Here is a 24,831-nt window from a genome sequence, read left to right as displayed (position 1 = left end):
AGCAGGGCGAGGCGTCGCCCTGCCGTGGTTTGGGTTGCGGCCGCAGCCTATTGCTGGATCAGATTGTTGAACTTTTCCGTCGCCTCGACCAGATTGTCGCGCCAGAACTCGGCATCCTGCAACACTTGCTTCTTGACGTTTTCGGGCGCCGAATTGATGTCCTCGATCCTGTCCTGTGGGATCTTGCCGGTCTCGAAAGCCTTCTCGTTGACCGGGCCATTATCGACATAGAGCGGCAGATTGGCCTGCAATTGCGGGCTGACGAACATCGCCAGCGCCTTCATCGCGGCTTCCTTGTTCTTGGAGCCCTTGGGGATGACCATGCAGTCGGCGGTCAGCACGCCCTGGTCGAAGGAGAAGCTGACCGGCGCGCCTTCCTTCTTCAAGGTGCCGGCACGGCCGTTCCAGATGCTCGCCATGTCGACTTCACCGTCCTTCACCAGCTGCATGGCCTGCGCGCCGGAGGTCCACCAGGCGTCGATATGGCCACGGATCTTGTCGACGGATTTCAACGCGCCGTCGATATTGACCGGATAGACCTTGTCGATCGGAATGCCTTCGGCCAGTGCCGCGACGCTCAGCGTTTCGGTCGCCTGGCTGCCGCTCAGCGCGCGCCGTCCCGGAAACTTTTCCGCGTTCCAGAAGTCGGCCCAGGTCTTCGGGCCTTTGTCGCCGAACACGTCGGTCCGGTAGATCAGCACGACGGATGTGTAGGAAATGCCGACCCAGTCGTCGTGGACCAGCTTCGGGTTGATGCCGCTCTTGTCGATGATGCCGTAGTCGAGCTTCTCGAACAGCCCTTCCTTCGAGCCGCGCGCACATTCGTCGGCGCCAAGTTCGGTGATGTCCCACTTCACCGCATTGCCGGTCACCTGCAGCCGGACGTCGTCGAGGCCGTTGGTGGTGTCTTCCTTGATGGTGATGCCGAGCGCGTCGGCGGTAGGCTTGAAAAACGCCTTGGTCTGCGCCTCCTGGTAGGTGCCGCCCCATGAGGCGACGGTGATGGTGTCGCCCGCCATGGCGGGGGCCGCGAGCGAAGCCATGAGGCCCGCCATCGCAACGATACTAACGCTTCTGGTCCTGTTCATTTTTTCGGCTCTCCAACCGGTGTTCCCATTGTTTTTGATTTGGCATGCTATTTTGTATACAATTTTGAGTGTAGCCTAGCGATCGATGTTGTCAACACCGCCGGCTCGATCGAATTCACGGGTTTCGAGCCGGACAAGGTGGCGAGGAATGGCGTCGCCGGGGGCGTGGCAAATTATGCCGACTGCGGCTACAGCTATGCGTGTTCCGGCTGAAAGGCCGGAGAAGTGGGAAGGGAAGCTTGGCCAAGAAAACCAAAAATACGTTGCGTGACTCGGTCTACTCCGCGCTCAAGGCGATGATCGTGACCGGCCAGATTCCGCCGGGCTCGCGCGTCACCGAAAACGACATCGCGGCGAAGCTGACTGTCAGCCGCACCCCGGTGCGCGAGGCCTTCAACCGTCTCGAGCGCGACGGGCTGGTCACCGGCCGGCCGCGCCAGGGCTATGTCGTCACCGAGTTCGACATCAACATGTTCCGCGAGGCCTTCGAGATCCGCGAGCTGCTCGACGGCCACGCGACGGAACTGGCGGCAGCGGCGGCGACGGACCAGGACAAGGCACGGCTGCGCGCCATGCTGGCCGAATGCGAGCGGCTGGCCGCCATTCCGGAGCGCACCAACAGGGAAAAATTCCAGGAGCTTGAGGTCGGCATTGACCTGCACCGCGTCATCGCCGAAATCAGCGGCAATGTGATGCTGCACGGCATGCTGTGCGGCATCCTCGACAAGTGCCAGCACTATGTCTGGACCGAACTTTTGTGGCTGGACGAATGGAAGATCGCCCGCGACGAGCATGCCGAAATCGTCGATGCCATCTGCGCTGGCGACGCCGCCAAAGCCGGCACGCTGGCGCGCGCCCATGTGCGCGGGTCGCGCGACAATGTGCTGCGCCTGCTGCAGGCCAAGTCGGACTATCGGACGTTCCTGGCCAAGGCGTCTTGAGCGGGGGGTGGGGCCTCGGATGAAGCCCTGCTGCCCACTGACCCTGACGATAAGCGCCTTATCGACACCATAGGATGGGCGCACGTCCCGTTGACCGGTCCCTAAAAATGTGTCCACGTCGTAACGAAGCGTTCGTTGGCGAGTTGTATTCTGGCGCAGTCAGCAATGGTCTCGGCGCCAAAAAGGTGAGGAATGCCACACGTCAATCCTGATGTCCTGAGATGGGCCCGCGAGACTGCGGGCTTTGACCTCGATGACGCAGCAAAGAGGTTGGACATTAAAGACACACTGTCTGACACGGGTGGTGATCGCCTTGCCGCTTTGGAGAAAGGCGATGGCGAACCGTCCCGTCCATTGCTCTTGAAGATGGCAAAGCATTACAGACGCCCGCTCCTGGCATTCTACCTACCGGCGCCACCGAGGCGAGCTGAGCGAGGCGAAGACTTTCGGACGCTGCCGGTCGAGTACGCTCGTAGGGACGAGGCGCTGGTCGACGCTCTGCTACGTGATATCCGGGCAAGGCAAGAGATGGTTCGCTCCCTGCTGGAAGTTGAGGACGAGGCGCAGAATCTACCGTTCGTTGGGAGCTTCGATATGAACGGTGGCGCCAAGGTACTTGCCAACGAAATTAAGGACGCCCTCGGTTTCAATCTTGCGCAATTCAGGCGCGGCGGCCGGAACGACGCTTTCGCCTATCTTAGAGACTTGGTCGAGCGACAAGGCGTTTTTGTCCTGTTGATTGGCAATCTCGGCAGCCACCATAGCGTCTTGGATGTCGATCTGTTCCGTGGCGTAGCACTCGCCGACGCTGTCACCCCTTTTGTAGTAATCAACGATCAGGACAGCGAGGCAGCATGGTCCTTTACGTTGCTTCATGAATTGACGCACATCTGGATTGGCCGGACGGGCATTAGCGGCGCCAATCCATCTACAGAGATCGAGGTTTTCTGCAATGACGTGGCAGGCCAGATCTTGATGCCAGGTGATGAGGCGTTGAGTGAGCACGGGCTTCATGGAGCCGATACCGATCAGGTCATTGCGAGAATTCGGCAATTGGCTGATGCTTGGCAGGTCAGCCATTCTGCTGTCGCCTACAAACTCTTCCGCGAGGGGATGATCTCCCGCGAGACTTGGGCGGAAGTGAGCGGCACCTTTCGAAGACTGTGGCTTCAGAACCGGGCCGCCGCACGAGAGCGAAATAGAGAAAATGAAAGCGGCCCGAATTATTATGTCGTTCGACGGCATAGGCTCGGCAACCGGCTGGTTGGCCTATCTGCGAGGATGCTGGCCGAGGGCGCCCTCTCCCCATCTGCGGCCGGACGAATCCTTGGTGTAAGACCGGCCAATGTCTACGCATTGACAGGCGCACCGCCTGCAGGTGCTTCCGGCCGTGCAGCTTGAGGGGGCGACAAAATTTACCTCCTCGATGCGAGCGTCCTGATCACCGCGAAAAACTCATACTACGCGTTCGATCGCGTACCCGAGTTTTGGGAATGGCTTTTGTATTGGGCGGAGCGGGGCGCCATCAAAATGCCGGTGGAGATTGTTGAAGAGATCATCGGTGGAAGCGATGATTTGGCTCAGTGGCTCGGGGACAAAGAAAACAAGACGGTCCTATGCTTGGACGAGGAAGTCGACGTCGGCCGGGTGCAGGAGGTACTAGCGATGGGATATGCAACCGATCTAACCGATTCCGAAGTCATCAAGATCGGCCGGGATCCATTCCTGATCGCCTATGCTCTTTTCGCTCCAGACATGCGCTCAGTTGTCACCACGGAAGTCTCGAAACCTAATACCCAACGGGCAAATCGCAGAATTCCCGATGTGTGCGATCAAATGCGGGTTACGTGGGGCAATAGTTTCAATTTGGTTCGGGATCTGAATTTTTCAACCAAGTGGCGGGAACGGCTTTAAGGACCGCATTGTGCCGGACGTCCGGTGCGGCATGCTCGCTAAGTGCCAGCACTATGTCTGGACGGAACCGGTTCTGGCTGGACGAATGGAAGATCGCCCGTGACGACGAAAATCGTCGACGCCATCTGCGCCGGCGACGCCGGCCGCGCCGGCACGCTCGCGCGTGCCCATGTGCGCGGTTCGCGCGACAATGTGCTGCGCCTGCTGCAGGCCAAGTCGGACTTTCGGAATTTTCTCGCCAAGGCGTCTTGAGGAACCACCTGGACGCTACCGATGCGCGCCGCGAGCCCGAGCCGTTGCTTCAGTCGGGAGATTCGAAGGGCATCATAGTCATGGAATGATCAGTGTGTGGTGGGATCGATCTGGCGGAGGCGTAAGCGCGCTTCAGCCACACGTTTTTGCTCGGATCTGATTCGGCAGCACAGGGCAAGGCTGATGCCGACGCCACGCTCCTCGTCCAGCATCTCATTCGCTCGCGTGAGAAAGAGTTCCGCACGCTTGACGCGCTGCCTGGCTCTCGCCAGTTCCAGTTCCAGATGGTCGTGCATTATTCCGCACCCGTGAGGTTTGCGGTCCCTTCAGGGGGAAAACCGCTGCTGAGCGGTTTGGTTCCCGCTGATTGGCGGAAGGCACCAGCGCCGATCGACGTTCAGCCCTTGCGCTCCTGGAGGCTGTTGCCGCCGTCGACCACCAGCAGGGCGCCGTTGACATAGCTGGCGCCTTCCGAGGCCAGGAACACCACCGTGGCGGCCACCTCGTCCGGCCGCCCGGCCCGCGCCGGCGGCGTGTGCAGGGCAGCTTGCCGCTCCATCTCGCTCGACGACCCCGTTTCGATCCAGCCGGGAGCCACGGCATTGGCCGTGATGCCGCTTTTTGCGGCTTCGAGGGCCAGCGTGCGCGTCAGCCCGACCATGCCGGCCTTGGCGGCGGAATAGGCGGCTGTGCCTTCGAAGGACACCAGCGGTCCGGTCACCGACGCCACATTGACGATGCGCCCATAGCCCGCGTCGACCATCGCCGGCAGAAACGCACGGGTGACCAGGAACGCGGTCTTCAAGCTGACGTCGATCCCTTGGTCCCAGTCGGCCTCGGTCATGGCGAGAAACGCCTTGTCGACCGAGGGCGATGCCAGCGAGCCCATGCCGGCATTGTTGACCAGTATATCGACCGCGCCGACATCAGCCCGCAGCCGCGCGACATCAGCCGCGATGGTGAGATCGGCGACCACGGCTTTGGCATCGATGCCTTCGGCACAAAGCGCGGCGGCGCGATCGAGCACACGCGCACTGGCACCCGTAAGGAAAACCGCGTGGCCGGCATAGCCAAGCTGCCGGGCAATGGCGAAGCCGATGCCGTCGGCCGCACCGGCCCCGGTGATCAGCGCACGCTTGATGGTAGAAGAAGGCATGGTCAAATCAGGCTCCGCGGGTTTCCGCCTTGTCCCAAGAAATCGGACAGCAATCAACGAACCATAATCCATGGATGGTTTTGGTTCGCCCGAAAGGATGAAACTGGGCACTCGTGTTATTGTTTGTACTATGTAGTTTTTGTGATCGCCCGCTAACGCCTGCGGGCCGGCATTGGGTCAAGGTGTCCAAAGCTCGCGGGCGGGAGCAGCAGACACGGGGCCGGAAGCGGACTTGCGGCTTGGAATGTGCGAAGCGGACGTTCAGGCGCCCCCAAGCAGCGATGCGATTTGACCCATTCACGACAGTTGAAATCACGGTGAATGGGTCCGCTTGCGCCTGTAAAGCGAACGTACGACGTGCTACGAATCTCGCTTGGCTGGTCCTGGGCGGACCAGAGGAGCTAACGTCTATACTATAGCCCTCCACGGCCCTCCTGAATCCCTGGGTTTGGACACCAGTTCGAGCGGAGCGCCAGAGAGATGCCCTGAGGCGCTGCTGTTACGTGGAGGCGCCGCCCTCCGATAGCTCATGGGCGGCTTGAGGCGGCGATCGCGGGATAGTCGGTATAGCCGGCGGAGCCGCCGCCATAGAGCGTCGCCGGGTCGAACTCCGCCAGTGGCGCGCGCGTCTGCAGCCGTTCAACAAGATCGGGATTGGCGATGAACGGGCGTCCGAAGGCGAACAGGTCCGCCTTGCCCTCGGCGAGCCGCGACGCCGCGAGTTCGAGGCCATAGCCGTTATTGGCGATATAGGTGTTGTTGAAGCGACCACGGAGCGATCCGAAGTCGAAGGGCGTGGCGTCGCGCGATCCCGCCGTGGCGCCCTCGACGACATGGATGTAGACGATGCCCAAGGCGTCGAGTTGATCGACGATATAGTCGAACTGCGCCTGGGGGGCGCTGCTCGAGACGCCGTTGGCGGGCGAGACGGGCGAAATCCGGATGCCGGTGCGCTCTGCGCCGATCTCCTCGACCACCGCAGTCGCAACCTCCAGCATCAGCCGGGCGCGGTTCTCGACCGAGCCGCCATAAGCATCCGTACGGACATTGGCACCGTCCTTGGTGAACTGGTCCAGCAGATAGCCGTTGGCGCCATGAATCTCGACGCCATCGAAGCCGGCCTCAATGGCGTTCGCGGCTGCTTGCCGGAAATCGTTGACGATCTCCGCAAGCTCATCGAGCGCCAGCGCGCGGGGCTCCGAAACCTCGACAAAGCCGTTGTTCACGAACGTCTTGGTCGCGGCCCGGATTGCCGAGGGCGCCACGGGCGCGGCGCCGTTCTCCTGCAGATCGACGTGCGAGACGCGACCAACATGCCAGAGCTGCAGGAAGATACGCCCGCCCTTGGCGTGCACGGCTGTCGTGACCTTGCGCCAGCCGTCGATCTGAGCCTGAGAGTAGATGCCGGGCGTGTCTTGGTAACCTTGTCCTTGCTGCGAAATCTGCGTGGCCTCGGAGATCAGCAGGCCGGCGGAGGCCCGCTGGCCGTAATACTCGGCGGCCAGATCGCCCGGAACGAAGCCCGGGCCAGCACGATTGCGCGTGAGGGGCGCCATGACGATACGATTGGAGAGCGTCAGCGAGCCGAGAGAATAAGGCTCAAAAAGTGCTTTGTTGGTCATAGGTCACCTTTGTTTGTCCCCGCCGCGACGAGGTCGTTTTCAAATGGATTCGTTGGTGCTCAGGCGACCTTGCGGTACCGCTCGGCGGGATGTTCGTTTCGATAGTTTGGAAGCATGGCCTGGCGCGCGGCCTGAAGCGCGTCCCACTGACCGGCATCGGGGAGTGGCGGGATGGTCACCGGTTCGCGGCGGTCGAAGCCGACCAGCGCCGCGTCAACCAGATCGTCCACCTCCATGACGTTGGAGAGCGCGTTGACGTCGGCGGCCCCAGATCTCGGTTCGCGTCGTGGCGGGCAGCACGGCCTGGACGTAGACGCCCTTCGGCTCAAGCTCGAGGCTGAGCCCCTGTGACAGAAACAGCACGAAGGCCTTGGTCGCGCCGTAAACCGTCATGCCGAACTCGGGCGCCAGCCCGACCACGGAACCGATGTTGACGATCGCCCCTGCACCCGCCTTCGCAAGTCGCGGGGCGATGGCGCTGGCAAGCCGCAGAAGTGCGGTCGTGTTGAGCGCAACCAGCCGTGCGACGTCATCGGTGCTCTGCTCGATGAAGCTTCCGCCGATGGCCGTTCCGGCATTGTTGACGAGGATCCCGATGCGGGCGTCATCGCGCAGCCTCGTCTCGACCGTCGCAAGCTCGGCAGGCTGCGTAAGATCAGCCTGGATGATGTCGATCGCAACGCCAGTTTCCTGACGGAGCCGGGCTCCCAGTGCCTCCATTCGTGCCACGTCACGGGCAACCAGCACGAGGTCGTGTCCGCGGCGGGCGAACCGTTCGGCATAGGAAGCTCCGATGCCCGTGGAGGCGCCGGTGATGAGGACTGATGGGATGGTCGTCATGGCATTGCTCTTTTCTTTGATGGCATCTATATTCATGACGGTCATCATGATTGCAGCTAAATATGATGGGCATCATGTAAATGTCAACGGGGCCGACGGAAGAATTTTGAAATGAAGGTCAGTCGAGAGCAGATGGCGGAGAACCGCCGCCGGATATTGGATGCGGCCAGCCGGCTGTTTCGCGAGAAGGGGTTCGACGCGGTCAGCGTGGCGGAAGTGATGAAAGCCGCCGGGCTCACCCATGGCGGCTTCTATGGTCATTTCAGTTCGAAGGACGACCTGATCGCGCAGACCCTTGCCCACGTCCTCGCCGCGGACTCAGGCGGAGGGGGCGATCTTCGCGCTTATGTAGGTTCCTATCTTTCGCCCCGGCATCGCGACAACTGCGCCGGCGGTTGCCCGACGGCGAGCCTTGCCGCAGCCATCCGCCATCAGACCCCGGCTGCACGCTCGGCCATGACGGAAGGCCTACGATCGCAGATCGACCGTATCGGCAAGGCGCTCCCGGAGTTGGATCCGGCAGACAGACGCCGCGCGGCGATCGGAAGCTGGGCAGCGATGGTGGGGGCAGTAATCCTCGCTCGGGCGATCGATGACCCAACGTTTTCGGATGAAGTGCTGGAACAGACGCGTGCCTGGGTCGATGCCGGGATCAGCCAAGTGTCTGCCAGCTAGGTGGTCTGCGGCAGGAGTGCTCCTGTCGAGAGCAATGCGGCTATCGGCGTTGGTTGGGTGCTATCTTGCAGAATATTGCACCGCAGCGTGCAATCAGCGGGATTCGCGGACCAAGAGGGTTTCGAACTTCCCTGTTGAGGCAACCATGCTGTCGCCCAATTTCCGCTAAACTGGCGAATGAAGCCGTTCAACGGCAGAACATCGAATGACCGCTCCTGGCGCAACTACGCCCTCAAGCGCGGTCGCCGGTGATGTCCGCTGTAAGGCGGTGGCACAACTAACTTTAACGGCCGACATGAGGCGCAAAGCTGCCGCCATCTCTGCGGTGCCCACTTCTGTTCTGGAATGGCGGAAATTTGGCGCGCCCGAAGAGATTCGAACTCCTGACCCCCAGATTCGTAGTCTGGTGCTCTATCCAGCTGAGCTACGGGCGCGCAACAGGCCATGCTTTCCATGACCCCGCAATCCGATCGTAAACGACCGGTCGCGACGAGACGTGTTCCCTAGCGACTGAATTTCCGAAAAGCAAGTCGATCCGGCAAAAGTTTTGTCACAAGTGCCTTTGTTGACGATGACGGCCCGGATCCCGGCGCTTGAAATGGCTCCGGAGTTGAGCCCGAACTCAATCCTTGAAGGGAAGAGCGCCGATCCCTGAGAAAAGGAGCGCCGGACCCGGAGGCACGAGCATCGGAGCAAAACGCGCCCGAAACATCATGCCGGGCGGCGCAGGCCGTTGCGGGCCTGGTCGAGCCGGACCGGCTGGTCGGGAATGGTGACCGCGAATGTGGTGCGTCCGCCGATGCTCTCGACCAGCTCCACCGTGCCGCCATGCGCCCGGATCAGTTCGTGCGCGATCGCCAGGCCAAGGCCGGTGCCGCCGCTGCGGGCCGAGCCACGAAAGGCTGCGAACAGGTTTTCCCGCGCTTTCGGCGGTAAGCCGGGGCCAGTGTCGCTGACGGCGATGCGGCTGACGCTGCCCAGGCGCACGGCCGACACCGCCAAGCGGCGCACCAGGGCGCTTTCGCTGTCGGCCGCCATCGCCTGCACGGAATTCCGGCACAGATTGGTGAGCACGCGGAACAGCTGGTCGGAATCGGCGTCGATCTCGAAGGCCGGCTCGACCGAATTGACGAACTCGATGCCCTGCTCGATGTCGAGCAGGCCGTGCACGTCCTCGACCAGTTGGCGCAGCCTCAAGCGCCGGCGCGCCGGCGCTGGCTCCTGCGTGCGGCCATAGGCGAGCACGCCTTCGGAATAGGACACGGCACGGTCGAGCGCGCGCAACAGTTTAGGCGCGAAGGCCTGCACGGTCGGGTCCTTGACCTGGCGCAGACGGTCGGACATCAGCTGCGCCGAGGCCAGGATGTTGCGCATGTCATGGTTGATCTTGGAGACCGCGAGGCCGAGGTCGGCAAGGTGCTTCTGCTCGGAAAGCATTTTTTGCAGCCGCTCCTGCATCTGCGACAGCTCGCGCTCGGCAACCCCGATCTCGTCGGCGCGGGCAGCCGGATGGATGATCCGTCCGGGATCGTCGGGCGCCTCGGAGAAGGACAGCATCGAGCGCGTCATCGTACGGATCGGCCCGATCATGATCAGGTCGATGGCGGCGTAGACCAGCATGGCGGTGAACAGCGAGATCAGCAGCGAGACGAAGGCGACGTTGCGCGAATAGCGCAGCATCGCATTGCGCAGGCTGTTGTCCGGCATGATCAATTCGAACTCCTTGTCGGACTCGCCGACCGGACCGAAGACGCGCAGCATCCGGTCGCCGCCGAAAAACAGCGTGTCGAGCGCACCGGTCATGCCCTTGATCATGCCGATCGAGGCGATATCGATGTGCTCGTCGACCTTCGGCGGCATTTCGGCCACCACCAGCAGCCGCGAGACGCCGCCGTCGCGCACCGCGATCGCCTTGGCGCCGATCGCCATCAGCACGTCGTTCTGGGCCGTGCGCGACAGCGAGGTGGATTCACCTTGCACCAGCACGATCGACACCGCCGCCGCCGTGCTCAGCCGCTCCTTCAGCCAGTTCAGCCGGTAGCTGGCGATCCAGGGCAGGAAGATCAGCACTTCGGCCAACAGCACGAAGACGATGGTCAGCAGCAGCAGCTTGGTCGACAGGCCGCGCGACAACGGAACCGTGCGCACGGCGGCCGGCGCCTCGGTGGCCCCCGCCGTGCCGATCCCTTCCTGTGCCTGTATGGTTTCGCTCATGCGGCTAATGTCTTCACGATCACTTGATCAACGCAGATTAGGCGATTACGGCTTTTTTGCCAATTTCATCCTTGGTCGCAAACATAAACCGGCCTGAACGGAGTCGGATTGCGCCCGACGACTCCGGATTGACTTCCAAAAGCCTTCTTTCTATAAGCCCGCACACGCTCGGGCCATTCGTCCCGGCGCGGTTTCGATCGCGCCAAAGCCGGCCCGGCAAAGCTCCTGTTACACAGTGACAGAATCAAGAAGGGCCGCACCCCGCGGTATTAAAACAAATGAAGCGTACCTACCAACCGTCTAAACTCGTCCGCAAACGTCGGCACGGCTTCCGTGCCCGCATGGCCACCAAGGGTGGTCGCGGCGTCGTCGCAGCTCGTCGCAACCGCGGCCGCAAGCGGCTCAGCGCCTGAACGGAAGACGAGATCGTTGCCCGCAACCGGCAAGCCAGTGGGACCAAATCCCAAGCGGCTTCTGAAGCGCGCGGAATTCCTGGCCGTCCGTCGTGGTGAAAAGCGACGCGGGCGGCTTTTTCTCGTTGAAGTCCTCGACCGCGGCGACGGCCTGTCGCCGCGCGTCGGCTACACCGTCACCAAGAAGGTCGGCAATGCGGTTGTCCGCAACCGTGTCCGGCGGCGGCTGCGAGAAGCCGTCCGCACGCATGCTGCAAGTGACATGGCGCCTGGCAATGACTATGTCATCGTCGGGCGCGAAGACGTGCTTACCACTCCGTTCGGCCAGTTGAAGGCCGAACTCTCCCGCCGACTGCGCGGAACACGATAGGCCAAGGGCTTTCGATGGAAAACAACCGGAACTTCTTCATCACCATCGCGCTGTCGGTGCTGATCCTGGCGGTATGGCAATATTTTTACGTGTTGCCGCGCAGCGAAGCGCAGCGCGAGGCAGCCCGCGTCGAACAGCAGCGCGTCGAGGAGCAGAAGAAGGCCGCCGGCACAAATCCCGGTACCGACACCGGAACGCCCGTCGCCCCTGGCGCCATTCCCAACGCACCGGGAACAGACGCCGTGACGCCGGCCGGCCGCGAACAGGCACTCGCCACGACCACCCGCGCCAGGATCGACACGCCGAGCCTCGAGGGTTCAATCAACCTGACCGGCGCCCGTCTCGACGACCTCAAGCTCAAGCACTACACCGAGACGGTCGACAAGAACTCGCCCGAGATCAGCCTGCTCAACCCGGCGGCACTGCCCAATGGCTACTATGCCGAGATCGGCTTCGTCGGCAACGACAAGACCGGCGCGGTACCCGGTCCCGAGACTGTGTGGGCCGTCGACGGCAATGCGACGCTGACGCCGACGACCCCGGTCACGCTGACCTATTCGAACGACAAGGGCCTGACCTTCAAGCGCACCTTTTCCGTCGACACCAACTACATGTTCACGGTGTCCGACACGGTGCAGAATGCGGGCACGGCCGCCGTCTCGCTGTCCAATTACGGCCGCGTCACCCGCTTCGACAAGCCGCTGGTTGCCAGCACCTATGTGCTGCATGAGGGCCTGATCGGCTTCACCGGCACCGAAGGCCTGCAGGAGCACAAATACGCGTCCATCGAGAAGGACAAGCAGTTCACGCCGGGCAAGTCGACCGACGGATGGCTCGGCATCACCGACAAATACTGGGCGGTGACCCTGGTGCCGACCGAGAAGCAGCCGTTCCAGCCGCGCTACGCCTATTTCGAGGACGGCCGCCATCGCTACCAGTCCGATTTCCTCACCGACCCGATCACCGTCGATGCCGGCCAGTCGGCGACGGTGGAGAGCGAAATCTTCGCCGGCGCCAAGGAAGTCGGCAAGATCAACGCCTATGCGGAAGACCGTCATATCAAGCGGTTCGATCTCCTGATCGACTGGGGCTGGTTCCACTTCATCACCAAGCCGATGTTCTGGCTGATCGACACGCTCTACAAATTCTTCGGCAATTTCGGCCTGGCCATCCTCGCCACCACCGTCATCGTCAAGGCCATCTTCTATCCGCTCGCCAACAAGTCCTACGCGTCGATGGCGAACATGAAGAAGGTGCAGCCGAAAATGCTCGAGATCCGCGAGAAATACGCGGACGATAAGATGAAGCAGCAGCAGGCGATGATGGAGCTGTACAAGACCGAGAAGATCAACCCGCTTGCCGGCTGCTGGCCGGTGGCGCTGCAGATCCCGGTCTTCTTCTCGCTCTACAAGGTGCTCTACATCACCATCGAGATGCGGCACGCGCCGTTCTTCGGCTGGATCCAGGATCTGGCCGCACCCGACCCGACGTCGCTGTTCAACCTGTTCGGCCTGATCCCGGTCACCCTGCCGCACATGCTGATGATCGGCGTCTGGCCGCTGATCATGGGCGTCACCATGTTCCTGCAGATGCGCATGAACCCGACGCCGCCGGACCCGACGCAGGCGGCGATCTTCACCTGGATGCCTGTCATCTTCACCTTCATGATGGCGGGTTTCCCGGCCGGCCTGGTCATCTACTGGGCCTGGAACAACACGCTGTCGATCCTCCAGCAGGGCATCATCATGAAGCGCCAGGGCGCCAAGATCGAGCTGTGGGACAATCTGGTCGCGCTGTTCCGAAAGAAACCATCGCCGGCCGAATAGAAGCGCAGCGCTTTCTCCAGCCTCAAAGCCCCGCTCGCGCGGGGCTTTTTCCGTTTAAGCAACTCCGGGATCACGTTCCCGTGATCGGCGAAACTTGCGCCTCGCCGGGGGCGTGACTGCCTGTGCGTTTCCAAAGGCTATCAATTCCGATCAGCCCTCACCCGGAGGAAGACCACATGCGCTTGCCGTCATTCAGGACCATCGCCTTTTCCGCGCTCATCGCCGGCGTGGCGATTGCCGCGCCCGCCTATGCCAAAAACCCGAATGTCGGCGGCGCGCCGATGTACACCACCAAGAACATCGTCGAGAACGCCGTCAATTCGAAGGATCACACGACGCTGGTCGCCGCGGTCAAGGCCGCCGGCCTGGTCGACACGCTGCAGGGCGCTGGCCCGTTCACAGTCTTTGCCCCGACCAATGCAGCGTTTGCGAAATTGCCCAAGGGCACCGTCGACACGCTGCTGAAGCCGGAGAACAAGGACAAGCTCACCAAGGTGCTGACCGCGCATGTCGTGGCCGGCAAGATTTCGGGCGCCGAAATGATGAAGAAGGCCAGGGCGATGGGCGGCAAGTACGAGATGAAAACCGTCTCCGGTGACACGCTGACCGCCGAAGTCAAGAAGGGCAAGCTCTACATCATGGATGAGTCAGGCGGCGAGGCGCGAGTGACGATCGCCGACGTCAACCAGTCGAACGGCGTCATCCATGTCGTCAACAAGGTGCTGTTGCCAAAGTAACGGCTTTCGGCAAAGGGGATCAAGGCAGGGTCCGTTGGGGCTTTCTCGGCCTGCCGTCCCACCTCATGACGAGGTGCCATGTTTCTTGGGAAGTCGTATCGGCATCGGCCGGGGTCCTGTAGTCCCTCACAGGACCCCGGTTTCTTTTCGGCTGTTGCTTGTCCAGCCAGATGAGCCTCGACCGTCATCACTCCATCACGGCGCTGTGGTCGATCTTGGCCGGAGTCGCCGGCTTGCGCAGCAACAGAACCAGCGGAATAGCGGCAAGCGACAGGATCATCATCAGCTTGAAGTCGTTCATGTAGCTGATGATGGTCGCCTGCAGCGTCACCACGCCGTCGAGCGCGGCTGCGGCGCTGTAGGGATCCATCGCCTGGGAGATCGCCGGATTGCCGAACGCCTGGTTGTAGGGCGTCACATAGGTGGCGATGTTGGCGTGGTTGATCTGCACGTTCTCCGTCAACAGCGCGGTGACGACGGATATGCCGACGCTGGAGCCGATGTTTCGCGACAGATTGTACAGCCCGGTGCCTTCCGCGCGCCGCTCCGGCGCCAGCGTGGCGAAGGTGATGGTGGTCAGCGGCACGAACAGGAAGCCGAGGCCCGCTCCCTGGATGAAGCCGGTGCTGATGATCGTCCATTGCGAGACATCAGGGGTCCAGCCGGCCATGTCGTACATCGCCCAGGCGGTGACCAGCAGGCCCGTAAACAGCAGCCAGCGCGTGTCCACCTTGCCGATCAGCCTGCCGACCAGGAACATGCAAGCCATGGTGCCGAGACCGCGCGGCCCCATGACGATGCCGGCCGTCACCACCGGATAGCCCATCAGCGTCTGCAGGTAGGGCGTCATCAGGGCCAGCGAGGCCAGATAGGTGATGCCAATGATGAAGATGAAGATCATGCCGACGGCGAAGTTGCGGTCGAGGAAAAGCCTCGGATTCACGAACGTGTTTTTGGCGGTGAAGGTGTGGACGAGGAAGATGTAGAAGGCCGACGCGCAGATCAGCGCCTCGACGATGATCTCGGACGACGAGAACCAGTTGAGCTGCTCGCCGCGATCGAGGAACATCTGCAGCGATGCGATGGTGACGCTGAGCATGCCGAAGCCCAGCCAGTCCAGCCTCGCCTTGAGGTCGGTCTTGGTTTCCTGGACGAACATCGACACGCCGGCGAAGGCCAGGGCCCCGATCGGGACGTTGATGTAGAACACCCAGCGCCAGCTGACATTCTCGGTCAGCCAGCCGCCGATGACCGGCCCGAGCACCGGCCCGACCATCACCGAAACGCCGAACAGCGCCATCGCCGAGCCGCGCTCCTCGACGCTGTAGATGTCGAGCAGGATGCTCTGCGCCAGCGGCACCAGGGCCGCGCCGAACAGGCCTTGCAGCAGGCGGAAGCCGACGATCTGCGGCAGCGACTGCGCGAACCCGCACAGCACCGATGCGACGACGAAGCCGGTGATGGATATCAAAAGGATGCGCTTGCGGCCGAAACGATTGGCAAGATAGCCCGAAGGCGGCGTCATGACGGCCGCCGCGACGATGTAGGACGTCAGCACCCAGTTTATCTGGTCGGCGCTCGCCGAAACGCTGCCCTGGATATAGGGCAGCGCCACATTGGCGATGGTCGTGTCCAGCGCCTGCATGATGACGGCGAGGATCACGCAGGCGGTGATGGCGCCGCGATTGGCGACCACGCCACCTGTCGCGGACGCGCCGGTCATGACTTTTGTCCGAACCGGCCGAGGAGGTCCGTCACGAAGTCCGGCAGGCCGCGCGCATGGCCGGTATCGATGCCGACCACGACGCTCATCCCGCCACGCAACGGCGGCTTGCCCTGGAGATCGTCCAACGTCACGCGCATCGGAATGCGTTGTACGACCTTGACCCAGTTGCCGGTGGTGTTCTGCGCCGGAAGCAAGGAGAAGCTCGACGACGACGCCGGGCTGATCGAGGCGACCGTACCGTGCCAGACGGCACCCGGGTAGCTGTCGACGCTGATCGTCGCCGTCTGTCCCGGCCGCACATAGGTCAGTTCGGTTTCCTTCGGCTCCGCCGCGATCCACAGATCGGTCGCCGAAATCAGGCTGAAGGCCGGCTGCGAAGCCGGCAGGTACTTGCCGACCTGAAGCGCGTCGACATTGGTGACGATGCCGTCGAACGGCGCCTTGACGATGGAATCGGCAAGGTTGCGCTGGGCGTCGTCGACCGCCGATTGCGCCTGAAGGTAGAACGGATTCTTCTCGACAGGCTGACTGGCGTCGCCGCCAAGCTGGGCAAGCGTCGCCTGTGCCTGCGCTTGGGCAACGGACACTTTCTGGCGGGCGGCGACGAGGTCGTGTTGGGCGCTGTCGAAGGTCGCCTTGGAGGAAGTCGAGGTCTTGAGCAGATCCTGCTGGCGCTGGAAAGCGGCCTCGTAATAGGGGATGTCGGCCTGCGCCTGCTCGATCAGCGCCTGTGACTGCAGGTAACTCGCCTGCAGGGTCAGCACCTGGTTGCGCACCGTGCCGAGCTGCGCCTGGGCGGCGGCAAGAGCGGTTTCGAAAGAGGCCGGCCGCAGCCGGAAAAGCACCTGGTCCTTCTTCACCGCCTCGTTCTCGTGCACGTCGATCTCGGACACAGTGCCGGAGACATCGGTGGAAACGCCGAGCGACTGCGCCTGGATGTAGGCGTTGTCCGTCGTCATGACCTGACCGCCGATGACGTAGTAATAGCCGCCGACGACCAGCGCGACCGGAAGCAGGGCAAATAGGATCGGCCGTGCCCGGCCGCGCTTGGGCTTGACCGGCGCCGGAGGCGCCACCGCAACCCCGGCCTGGCGTGGCTCCTTAGACGGAGCCTCGAGCGCCGCCGGCTGCAGGGCGACCGGTGCTTCGAGTTCGTCATTGTCGATGACGGTGCTCGCTCGCCTTTGCTCGCGTTCGCTGTCCAGTCGGATGACCTGATCGCGCGCCCGGTCGGCGGCGGATCCGTCTTCTTCGACAGGCTTCTTTGGTGAGGTTGATTCAGCCATGTGTTTTCTCCCGGTCGGCGGCAGGCTGGGTGCAAGCCGCGAGCAGATTGGATTTGATGAGGGATAGGGTGTGCAGCAGATGCAGTTGCGCATCCGCGGAAAGGCCGACGAAGGCCTCGTCACGCGTCTTCTGCCCATTGCTGCGCATGATTTCGATAAGCGGATGGGCTTGCGGCTTCAGGTAAAGCAGCCATGCCAGGCGGTCGGCGGGATTGGGCCGGCGCTCGATGAAGCCGCGTGCTTCCATCTTGTCGAGCAGCCGGGCGAGCGTGATCGGCGTGATCTCGATAAGGTCCGCCAATTTGTTCTGGTGGATGCCCTCATGCACGCTGAGATAGGCCAGCACCTGCCACTGGGCGCGGGTCAGCCCCGATGCCCGCGACCTCTGCTCGAACCGCTTTCGAAGCAGGCGCGCGACATTGTGCAGCACGAAGCTGATGTTGGGTGACGATGGCATGGGAGGCACTGGAGTTTTTCGGCGCGACTTTAGTGAGCATGCTTATTATCATCATGCACATAATCCCGCTCGACGCAGTGCGCAAGACGGACTAAGCCCGCCTGGAAAAATGACGCATGGACTGCTACGCCACAAAAGCCTCAGGTAGCAGGCAGTTGCCGGGCAAGGATACGACGATGAATTGGCTGAAGATCGCGACCGTGGCGGCCATCGCGGGATGGCCGGGCATTGCGTTCGCAAAGGACGCCGTCAGCTGCGGCGGCGCCGCCATGCTGGGTGGCGCGCAATTGAACTGCAGCCACGTCGAACCCCAGGCGCCGCTGTTTTGCACCTATAGCTGGGCTCTCCACATACCGGCCGGCGACCAGAAAATCGTCGAAGGCAGCTTCATGCTGCCGCCCGGCGCCACGAATGTCACCGTCTATCAGGGCAGCGGTTTCGACGGTGCGCTGTCCGATCCGATCGTGATTTGCCGCGGCAGCAAATGAGCAAGACCGTCAAGGAAAGCTCGCTCGTCGCCCGATTGGTGCTATAGGGCGGATCACGCTATTTTGAACGGGCGCATTCGAGTTTCGGATGCGCCTGGCGGCCATTTCTCTGACGGATTTCGACATGGACGGACCCAACCCAGACATCAAGCACCCGATCCCGATGCATACCCGCGTCGGCTTCCTCAAGGGGCTGGTGAACGCGCCGAACATCGAGGTCGGCGACTTCACCTATTATGACGACCCCGACGGTCCGGACAAATTCGACGAAAAATGCGTCCTGCACCACTATCCGTTCATTGGCGACAAGCTGATCATCGGCAGGTTCTGCGCCATCGCCGAGGGCGCGCGCTTCATCATGAACGGCGCCAACCACGCCATGTCCGGCTTTTCGACCTATCCGTTCAATATTTTCGGCCATGGCTGGGAAAAGGGTTTTGACCCGGCGACCTGGTCCAGGGAAGTGCGCGGCGACACCATTGTCGGCAGCGACGTCTGGATCGGCATGGAGGCGGTGATCTTGCCCGGGGTGGAAATCGGCCACGGCGCCATCGTTGCCGCGAAATCGGTGGTGACACATGACGTGCCGCCCTATGCGATCGTCGCCGGCAACGCGGCCAAGGTGGTAAAGATGCGTTTCGACGACCGGACAATCAGGCGGCTGCTGGCGGTGGCGTGGTGGGACTGGCCGGTGGACAAGGTCAGCCGCAACCTCGATGCTATCCGGGGTGCCAATATTTCTCTTCTGGAGGCAGCAGCTTGAACGCTCTGAACAGCAGCACAATCGGCACCGAACTGTTTACGCGAGGATGGATCTTCATTCGCGGCGTTCCGGCCATGAAGTTCCTGCCGCCGGAAGGGCCGCCGGAAATCGCCTTTGCCGGCCGCTCGAATGTCGGCAAGTCGTCGCTGATCAACGCACTTGTCAACCAGAAGGGGCTGGCGCGCACTTCCAACACGCCGGGGCGCACGCAGGAACTCAACTATTTCGTGCCGGACGGATTTTCGGGTGAGGGCGCCGACCTGCCGCCCTTGGCGCTAGTCGACATGCCCGGCTATGGCTATGCCACCGCGCCGAAGGAAAAGGTCGACGAGTGGACCAAGCTGGTCTTCGACTATCTCAAGGGCCGCGTCACGCTGAAGCGTGTCTATGTGCTGATCGACGCCCGCCACGGCATCAAGGCCAAGGACGATGAAGTGCTGTCGCTGCTCGACAAGGCGGCGGTGTCCTACCAGATCGTCCTGACCAAGACCGACAAGATCAAGACTGCCGGCGTGCCGAGGCTGATCGAGGAGACGCTGGCAAAGATCAAGAAGCGGCCGGCGGCGTTCCCGTTCGTGCTGGCGACGTCTTCGGAAAAAGGCGAGGGCCTTCAGGAATTGCAGGCGGCCATCGTGCTTGCCGCCAATGGCGGCTAAGCTATGTCGATATTCAGGTGATACCGGCCTGCAAACGACGGCTTTCTGCGCTTCCGGTGCTCACGGACCCGAATGTCCGCTCCGCTCCGGTTCTCGAAAGCCACCGTTTTCGGCTCGGCCTGACCTGAATCTCAACACACCTTAGAACTGGGTTAAGGCTTGGCCTCGATAGCAATCGTCTGATGGCCTTCTTCCGCCACAAGCCTTTCGGTGCCGTATGCCCTGAGGAACATGCTGACGCCTGACCTGACGATGTGATCGATCTCGTCCTGGGTCGGGGCTTTCGTGCGGTAGGCGAAGATGCACTGGCGGAACAGACCGGCCAGGCACAGTTCGGTGAACTGATAGGCGGCAAGATCGACATCGTCGATGCGCAGCAGGTCGCGCTCGATGGCGGCATTGAGAAAGGCCGCGACCTTGTCGTGGCCACGCTTGGGACCGCGCTCGTAAAAACGCGCGCCCATGTCGGGTATCCGGTCGGATGCCCCGATCACCGTGCGCTGTGCCTGGATGACCTTGGCCGACGTGATCTTGAGGGCCAGCACCTTGCCGAACTTCACCAGCGTCTCGCGCAGGTTGTCGGCGTTGTCCAGCACGTCATACATGTTCTTGAAGATGGTGCCGCGCTCTTCCTCGATCAGCGCCTCGAACAGCTCCTCCTTGTTGGCGAAGTAGACGTAGATCGTACCCTTGGAGACACCGGCCTCGCGGGTGATGTCGTTCATCGAGGCGGCTTCGAAGCCCTTGTCGATGAAGACACGACGGGCGCCGTCGATGATCTGGCTGCGCTTGACCGGATCCTGCCCCGCGGCCGGGCGGCCACGGCGCAAGCTTTCCAACAGGTCGTCGCACGACTCGTTTTCGACATTGGGCGGGGTCTCGGCCATGAAAGTCACACCTCGAAAATAATTCGAACCAAGCGGTTCGATTGCCCTTGATATGGTCCTCTTTACGCGCTATGTCAACGGCCGGATCGAACCGAACGGTTCAGTATCATATTATAACTTTAGAGAGATGTCATGTCCTCGAACGCGCCGACCACAGCCGAAGTCCGTCCCTTCCCCAACGCCAAGGTTGCGCCGGCGACGGAAGCGCCGGATATGCCTGTCCAGCCCGTCTCGTCGCCGCCGGCAGAGGCTCCGGTCAAGAAGAAGCGCTCGGTGCGTTCTTTTCTGCTGCCGATCATCGGCGTCGCCTTGCTGAGCGCCGGCGCCTGGTACGGTTACGATTACTGGACAACGGGCCGCTTCATGATCTCGACGGATGACGCCTATGTCCAGGCGGACATGGCGTTCATCTCGCCCAAGATTTCCGGCTATGTCGATCAGGTCAAGGTCAGCGAGAACCAGCTGGTCAAGGCCGGCGATCCGCTGCTCGTCGTCGATGACGGCGATTACAAGATTGCCGTCGCCCAGGCCGAGGCGCAGATCGCCACCTTGAGCAAGACGCTCGACCGTATTGACGCCCAGACCGACGCAGCCCGCGCCTCGCTGCAGCAGGCCCAGGCGCAGAAGGTCGCCGATCAGGCCGCCGCCGACAATGCAGCCAAGGTCGCGGCGCGCGCCTCGCAGCTGCTCAAGACGCATGTCGGCACGCAGGCGCAGCTGGACGACGCCCAGACGGCGGTCCAGCAGGCCGATGCCGCCCTTGTCGGCGCCGACGCACAGATCGCCGCCGCGCAGGCCAATATCGGCGTGCTGCAGGCGCAACGCGCGGAATCGGCGAGCACGCTGGCGTCCCTGCAGCTCAGCCATGACAAGGCGCTGCGCGATCTTTCCTTCACCGTGCTCAAGGCGCCTTATGACGGCATCGTCGGCAACCGCTCTGTCGAACAGGGCGACCTTGTCAGCCCCGGCCAGAAGCTCGCCGTCATCGTGCCGATGGACAAGCTCTACATCGTCGCCAACTTCAAGGAGACGCAGCTTGCCCGGCTGGTGCCCGGCGAGAAGGTCAAGATCTCGGTCGATGCGACCGACGGCCAGGACTTCGAGGGAACCGTCTCGTCGCTGGCGCCGGCTTCGGGTGCCGTGTTCTCGCTGCTGCCGCCCGAAAACGCCACCGGCAACTTCACCAAGGTCGTGCAGCGCGTTCCGGTCCGCATCGATGTGCCCGCCGATGCGCTGAAGAGCGGCAAGCTGCGCGCCGGCCTGAGCGTCGTCGTCGCCGTCGACAGCCGTACCGCCCCATCTGGTTCGGCATCAGCGGCAGCGTCGAACTGAGCGGCCGCCGGGGAGCAATGCCATGGCAACCGCAACCCTGACAGCAGGAGCGCCGCCGGCGAGGCCGGCTGTGCCTGACACCATTTCGACGCGGCGCGTCATCGCCTTCCTGGCGATGGTGTTCGGCATGTTCATGGCCATCCTCGACATCCAGATTGTCTCCGCCTCTCTGTCGGAAATCCAGGCCGGCCTGAGCGCCAGCTCCGACGAAATCCCGTGGGTGCAGACCGCCTATCTGATCGCCGAAGTGGTGATGATCCCGCTGTCGGGCTTCCTCAGCCGGATGCTGTCGACGCGCGTGCTGTTCACGATCTCGGCGGCGGGCTTCACCGCGGCCAGTGCGCTGGCGGCGACCGCCACCAACATCGACCAGATGATTGTCTACCGCGCCGTCCAGGGCTTCATCGGCGGCGGCATGATCCCGAGCGTCTTCGCCGCTGCCTTCACCATCTTCCCGCCCTCGCGCCGCGCCTTCGTCTCGCCGATGATCGGCCTGGTGGCGACGTTGGCGCCGACCATCGGCCCGACTGTCGGCGGCTACATCAGCCATGCCATGTCCTGGCACTGGCTGTTCCTGGTCAATGTCGTGCCCGGCATCCTGGTCACAGCGGCGGCCTGGACGCTGATCGACTTCGACAAACCCAACCTCAAGCTGTTCAGCAAGTTCGACTGGTGGGGCCTCGCCGGCATGGCGGCTCTCCTGGGCTGCATGGAATATGTGCTCGAGGAGGGTCCCAACAATGACTGGATGCAGGATCAGGGCGTCTTCATCTGCGCCATTGTCATGACCATCGGCGCGGTGCTGTTCTTCTGGCGGGCGTTCACCGCCGAGGAGCCGATCGTCGACCTGAAGGCCTTCACCAACATCAACTTCGCCTTCGGCTCGCTGTTCTCCTTCGTCATAGGCATCGGCCTTTACGGCCTGACCTATCTCTACCCGGTGTATCTCGGGCGCATCCGTGGCTACGATTCGATGATGATCGGCGAGGCGCTGTTCGTCAGCGGCCTGGCCATGTTCTTCACCGCGCCGATCTCGGGCATCCTGTCGAATAAGATGGACCCGCGGCTGATGATGATGATCGGCTTCTTCGGCTTCGCCACCGGCACCTGGTGGATGACGCATCTGACCGCCGACTGGGATTTCTATGAGCTGCTCATCCCGCAAATCCTGCGCGGCTGTTCGATGATGCTGTGCATGGTGCCGATCAACAACATCGCGCTCGGCACCTTGCCGCCCGAGCGGCTGAAGAACGCTTCAGGCCTGTTCAACCTCACCCGCAACCTTGGCGGTGCGGTTGGCCTCGCCCTGATCAATACCGTGCTGATCGACCGCAATGCCTTCCACTACGCAAGGCTCTCCGAACATGTGCAATGGGGCAGTGAAGCCGCGCAGACCAAGCTGCAGAACATGACGCTCAATTTCGAGCAAACCCCCGGCCTCGACGCGACAAGTGCCGCGATCTCCAAGCTGTCTGGCATGGTCCAGCAGCAGGCGGCGCTGCTGTCCTTCATGGATGTGTTCTTCATGCTGACGGTGCTGTTTGCGACGCTTGGCATGTTCACCATGCTGATCCGCAAGCCGGCCGCGGCGGGCGGAGGTGGCGGCGGCGGCCACTGATACGTGGGCAGCTGTTTCGGGAAGCTCCTCCAGTCCACGCCTGAAAAAGCTCTGACCGCGCAAAAAACTCCGGGCCCGCAAGCCCGGAGTTTTCATATCCAGTTGGAATTTGTCAGGCTGTGGCGGGCTTGAAGGTCAGCGCGACGCCGTTGATGCAGTGGCGCAGGCCGGTCGGCGCCGGACCGTCGTCGAAGACGTGGCCGAGATGGCCGCCGCAGCGGCGGCAATGCGCCTCGGTGCGCGTCATGCCGAGCGAGCGGTCCACGGTCGTGCCGATAGCCTTGGGGATCTCTTGCCAGAAGCTCGGCCAGCCGGTACCGGAATCGAATTTCGTCTCCGACGAATAGAGCGGCAGGTCGCAGCCGGCACAGGCGAAGATGCCCTTGCGGTGTTCGTTGAGCAGCGGGCTGGTGCCGGGATACTCCGTGCCTTCCTTGCGCAGCACGTTGAAGGCGGCAGGCGACAGGATGGCTTTCCACTCGGCGTCGGTCTTGGTGACTTCGAAATTTTCGGCGGCCTGTGCTGCCTGCGGATCGCCCATGCGCAGCATCGTTGCCGCGATCCCGACGACGCCGATGGCGGCGGCACCGCTCAAAAGAAAGTCGCGACGGTTCATGACCAGTTCCTCCTGATGTCCTTTTGCCAAACTATACCGTCGCGCGGAAATCAAAAGCCGGTGACGGAAGCCCCTCGAACGAACACTCCGCGCCCGCCCACATCCGAATGTGGGAGGCGCGGAGTGCGCGGGTCAATTGCGGATCACAGAGCGGGATCGTGCAATCGACGGAGGGCCCTTGCTGCCAGTTCGCCGGCAGCAAGCCCCTTGTTACATCTTCGGCAAAAGAACCTTGTCGATGACGTGGATGACGCCATTGGACTGTTCGACATCGGCGATCGTCACATTGGCGACATTGCCGTTCTCGTCTGTGACCGTGACCTTGCCGCCGTCAGCCTTGAGCGACAGCTCGCAGCCGCCGGCCGTCTTGACCTTGTGGGTGCCGCCGTCAGCCTTGGCCATCGAGGCCACGTCCGCCCCCATCGCCTTGGCACCGATGACATGGCAGGTGAGGATCTTGGTGAGCTTGTCCTTGTTTTCAGGCTTGAGCAGCGTCTCGACCGTCCCGGCCGGAAGGGCTGCGAAGGCCTCGTTGGTCGGAGCGAACACAGTGAACGGACCGGCGCCCTGTAGCGTCTCGACAAGGCCGGCGGCCTTCACGGCGGCGACCAGCGTGGTGTGGTCCTTCGAGTTCACGGCGTTCTCGACGATGTTCTTGTCGGCAAACATCGCGGCGCCGCCAACCATGGGGTTTTCGGCATAGGCGGCGGTGGCAAGGGCCGAAACGGCGATCGTACCGGCGAGCAAAAGGGTGGCGTATCTACGCATGATGTCGAACTCCTCGGGTTTTTCTCTTCCCATTTTTGGGGACGCGAGGAGATACGGGACAAAATCGCCCGAGTTTCAGAAATATCGTGATTTTTTATTTTATCTAACGCGCCCGGCGGATTTCCCAAGCAATCGGTCGCGGCCCACATGCTGTCTATGGGCATGTTCAGTGAGGGATAGACTTAT

General features: G+C 62.3%; 25 protein-coding genes, 1 tRNA gene and 1 pseudogene. 14 read left to right on the top strand and 13 right to left on the bottom strand.

Annotation, left to right across the window (positions count from 1 at the left end; all coding sequences use genetic code 11):
* Nucleotides 1-47: 47 nt before the first annotated feature.
* Nucleotides 48-1,088: an ABC transporter substrate-binding protein gene (locus NKH95_RS09180; protein ID WP_352553190.1), complete on the bottom strand. Its 1,041-nt coding sequence runs from the start codon at nt 1,086-1,088 to the stop codon at nt 48-50.
* 239 nt (nt 1,089-1,327) lie between these two features.
* Here NKH95_RS09180 and NKH95_RS09175 point away from each other — a divergent pair, with 239 nt between their 5' ends.
* The 4 genes from NKH95_RS09175 to NKH95_RS09160 all read left to right on the top strand — a co-directional run bounded on the left by NKH95_RS09175 (nt 1,328) and on the right by NKH95_RS09160 (nt 4,195).
* Complete coding sequence (locus tag NKH95_RS09175) at nt 1,328-2,029, top strand: GntR family transcriptional regulator (RefSeq protein WP_352797227.1); 702 nt, start codon at nt 1,328-1,330, stop codon at nt 2,027-2,029.
* Between the two features lie 192 nt (nt 2,030-2,221).
* A complete protein-coding gene (locus tag NKH95_RS09170) occupies nt 2,222-3,430 on the top strand; it encodes an XRE family transcriptional regulator (protein ID WP_352891378.1) in 1,209 nt (402 codons plus the stop codon).
* 12 nt (nt 3,431-3,442) lie between these two features.
* Entirely contained in the window at nt 3,443-3,943 is a 501-nt protein-coding gene (locus NKH95_RS09165) for a DUF4411 family protein (RefSeq protein ID WP_352891404.1), read from the top strand.
* Nucleotides 3,944-4,042: 99 nt separating this feature from the next.
* Entirely contained in the window at nt 4,043-4,195 is a 153-nt protein-coding gene (locus tag NKH95_RS09160) for a hypothetical protein (RefSeq protein ID WP_352891377.1), read from the top strand.
* An 89-nt stretch (nt 4,196-4,284) separates the two neighbouring features.
* Here the strand turns inward: NKH95_RS09160 and NKH95_RS09155 are convergent, their stop codons facing one another.
* The 4 genes and pseudogenes from NKH95_RS09155 to NKH95_RS09140 form a co-directional block, all read right to left on the bottom strand.
* Nucleotides 4,285-4,491, bottom strand: a complete 207-nt coding sequence (locus NKH95_RS09155; RefSeq protein ID WP_352891376.1) for a hypothetical protein — start codon at nt 4,489-4,491, stop codon at nt 4,285-4,287.
* 101 nt (nt 4,492-4,592) lie between these two features.
* Nucleotides 4,593-5,351, bottom strand: coding sequence for an SDR family NAD(P)-dependent oxidoreductase (locus tag NKH95_RS09150; RefSeq protein ID WP_352891375.1), 759 nt, complete (start codon nt 5,349-5,351; stop codon nt 4,593-4,595).
* 527 nt (nt 5,352-5,878) lie between these two features.
* On the bottom strand, nt 5,879-6,973 hold the full coding sequence (locus NKH95_RS09145) for an alkene reductase (protein WP_352891374.1): 1,095 nt from the start codon (nt 6,971-6,973) through the stop codon (nt 5,879-5,881).
* A gap of 59 nt (nt 6,974-7,032) precedes the next feature.
* Nucleotides 7,033-7,813: pseudogene (locus tag NKH95_RS09140) on the bottom strand (SDR family NAD(P)-dependent oxidoreductase).
* 111 nt (nt 7,814-7,924) lie between these two features.
* Between NKH95_RS09140 and NKH95_RS09135 the strand changes: the two are divergent.
* Complete coding sequence (locus NKH95_RS09135; protein WP_352891373.1) at nt 7,925-8,488, top strand: TetR/AcrR family transcriptional regulator; 564 nt, start codon at nt 7,925-7,927, stop codon at nt 8,486-8,488.
* Nucleotides 8,489-8,845: 357 nt separating this feature from the next.
* On the opposite strand, the gene NKH95_RS09130 is transcribed toward NKH95_RS09135, so the two are convergent.
* Nucleotides 8,846-8,922 (bottom strand) — tRNA-Arg (locus tag NKH95_RS09130).
* Between the two features lie 277 nt (nt 8,923-9,199).
* Entirely contained in the window at nt 9,200-10,702 is a 1,503-nt protein-coding gene (locus tag NKH95_RS09125) for an ATP-binding protein (RefSeq protein ID WP_352891372.1), read from the bottom strand.
* A gap of 278 nt (nt 10,703-10,980) precedes the next feature.
* Between NKH95_RS09125 and rpmH the strand changes: the two genes are divergently transcribed.
* The 4 genes from rpmH (at nt 10,981) to NKH95_RS09105 (ending at nt 14,048) form a co-directional block, all read left to right on the top strand.
* Nucleotides 10,981-11,115 (top strand): 50S ribosomal protein L34, encoded by a 135-nt coding sequence (gene rpmH, locus NKH95_RS09120; protein WP_008833937.1) that lies wholly within the window; start codon nt 10,981-10,983, stop codon nt 11,113-11,115.
* Nucleotides 11,116-11,131: 16 nt separating this feature from the next.
* On the top strand, nt 11,132-11,485 hold the full coding sequence (gene rnpA, locus NKH95_RS09115) for a ribonuclease P protein component (RefSeq protein ID WP_027040126.1): 354 nt from the start codon (nt 11,132-11,134) through the stop codon (nt 11,483-11,485).
* 14 nt (nt 11,486-11,499) lie between these two features.
* The gene (gene yidC, locus NKH95_RS09110) at nt 11,500-13,311 is read left to right on the top strand and encodes a membrane protein insertase YidC (RefSeq protein WP_352440595.1); all 1,812 of its coding nucleotides are present in this window, start codon (nt 11,500-11,502) and stop codon (nt 13,309-13,311) included.
* Nucleotides 13,312-13,487: 176 nt separating this feature from the next.
* Nucleotides 13,488-14,048 (top strand): fasciclin domain-containing protein, encoded by a 561-nt coding sequence (locus NKH95_RS09105; protein ID WP_023810789.1) that lies wholly within the window; start codon nt 13,488-13,490, stop codon nt 14,046-14,048.
* 187 nt (nt 14,049-14,235) lie between these two features.
* Here the strand turns inward: NKH95_RS09105 and NKH95_RS09100 are convergent, their stop codons facing one another.
* The 3 genes from NKH95_RS09100 to NKH95_RS09090 are packed head-to-tail and all read right to left on the bottom strand — an operon-like array spanning nt 14,236 to nt 17,517.
* Nucleotides 14,236-15,771 carry a DHA2 family efflux MFS transporter permease subunit gene (locus NKH95_RS09100; protein WP_352891371.1) on the bottom strand — a complete coding sequence of 512 codons (1,536 nt, stop codon included), beginning with the start codon at nt 15,769-15,771 and terminating at the stop codon, nt 14,236-14,238.
* A complete protein-coding gene (locus NKH95_RS09095; protein ID WP_352758849.1) occupies nt 15,768-17,060 on the bottom strand; it encodes an HlyD family secretion protein in 1,293 nt (430 codons plus the stop codon). The genes NKH95_RS09100 and NKH95_RS09095 overlap by 4 nt, the downstream gene beginning before the upstream one ends.
* On the bottom strand, nt 17,053-17,517 hold the full coding sequence (locus NKH95_RS09090) for a MarR family winged helix-turn-helix transcriptional regulator (RefSeq protein ID WP_352758846.1): 465 nt from the start codon (nt 17,515-17,517) through the stop codon (nt 17,053-17,055). Before NKH95_RS09090 ends, NKH95_RS09095 begins: the two co-directional genes overlap by 8 nt.
* A 176-nt stretch (nt 17,518-17,693) precedes the next feature.
* On the opposite strand from NKH95_RS09090, the gene NKH95_RS09085 reads away from it, so the two are divergent.
* The 3 genes from NKH95_RS09085 (at nt 17,694) to yihA (ending at nt 19,424) form a co-directional block, all read left to right on the top strand.
* Complete coding sequence (locus NKH95_RS09085; protein WP_352891369.1) at nt 17,694-18,005, top strand: hypothetical protein; 312 nt, start codon at nt 17,694-17,696, stop codon at nt 18,003-18,005.
* A gap of 124 nt (nt 18,006-18,129) precedes the next feature.
* Nucleotides 18,130-18,768: a CatB-related O-acetyltransferase gene (locus NKH95_RS09080; protein ID WP_352758840.1), complete on the top strand. Its 639-nt coding sequence runs from the start codon at nt 18,130-18,132 to the stop codon at nt 18,766-18,768.
* Nucleotides 18,765-19,424: a ribosome biogenesis GTP-binding protein YihA/YsxC gene (gene yihA / locus NKH95_RS09075; RefSeq protein WP_127294604.1), complete on the top strand. Its 660-nt coding sequence runs from the start codon at nt 18,765-18,767 to the stop codon at nt 19,422-19,424. The genes NKH95_RS09080 and yihA overlap by 4 nt, the downstream gene beginning before the upstream one ends.
* Before the next feature lie 152 nt (nt 19,425-19,576).
* On the opposite strand, the gene NKH95_RS09070 is transcribed toward yihA, so the two are convergent.
* Nucleotides 19,577-20,311, bottom strand: coding sequence for a TetR/AcrR family transcriptional regulator (locus NKH95_RS09070; RefSeq protein WP_023810783.1), 735 nt, complete (start codon nt 20,309-20,311; stop codon nt 19,577-19,579).
* Nucleotides 20,312-20,443: 132 nt separating this feature from the next.
* Here NKH95_RS09070 and NKH95_RS09065 point away from each other — a divergent pair, with 132 nt between their 5' ends.
* Both NKH95_RS09065 and NKH95_RS09060 read left to right on the top strand, forming a co-directional pair.
* Nucleotides 20,444-21,643, top strand: coding sequence for an HlyD family secretion protein (locus NKH95_RS09065; protein WP_023810782.1), 1,200 nt, complete (start codon nt 20,444-20,446; stop codon nt 21,641-21,643).
* A 22-nt stretch (nt 21,644-21,665) separates the two neighbouring features.
* Nucleotides 21,666-23,261: a DHA2 family efflux MFS transporter permease subunit gene (locus tag NKH95_RS09060; protein ID WP_023810781.1), complete on the top strand. Its 1,596-nt coding sequence runs from the start codon at nt 21,666-21,668 to the stop codon at nt 23,259-23,261.
* 112 nt (nt 23,262-23,373) lie between these two features.
* On the opposite strand, the gene msrB is transcribed toward NKH95_RS09060, so the two are convergent.
* Both msrB and NKH95_RS09050 read right to left on the bottom strand, forming a co-directional pair.
* The gene (gene msrB / locus NKH95_RS09055; protein WP_023810780.1) at nt 23,374-23,877 is read right to left on the bottom strand and encodes a peptide-methionine (R)-S-oxide reductase MsrB; all 504 of its coding nucleotides are present in this window, start codon (nt 23,875-23,877) and stop codon (nt 23,374-23,376) included.
* Nucleotides 23,878-24,087: 210 nt separating this feature from the next.
* Complete coding sequence (locus NKH95_RS09050; protein WP_023810779.1) at nt 24,088-24,645, bottom strand: fasciclin domain-containing protein; 558 nt, start codon at nt 24,643-24,645, stop codon at nt 24,088-24,090.
* Nucleotides 24,646-24,831 lie beyond the last annotated feature (186 nt).

This window comes from Mesorhizobium sp. M0848 (genome assembly GCF_040319805.1).
GTDB lineage: Bacteria > Pseudomonadota > Alphaproteobacteria > Rhizobiales > Rhizobiaceae > Mesorhizobium.
This window is presented reverse-complemented; position numbering and strand designations above follow the sequence as displayed.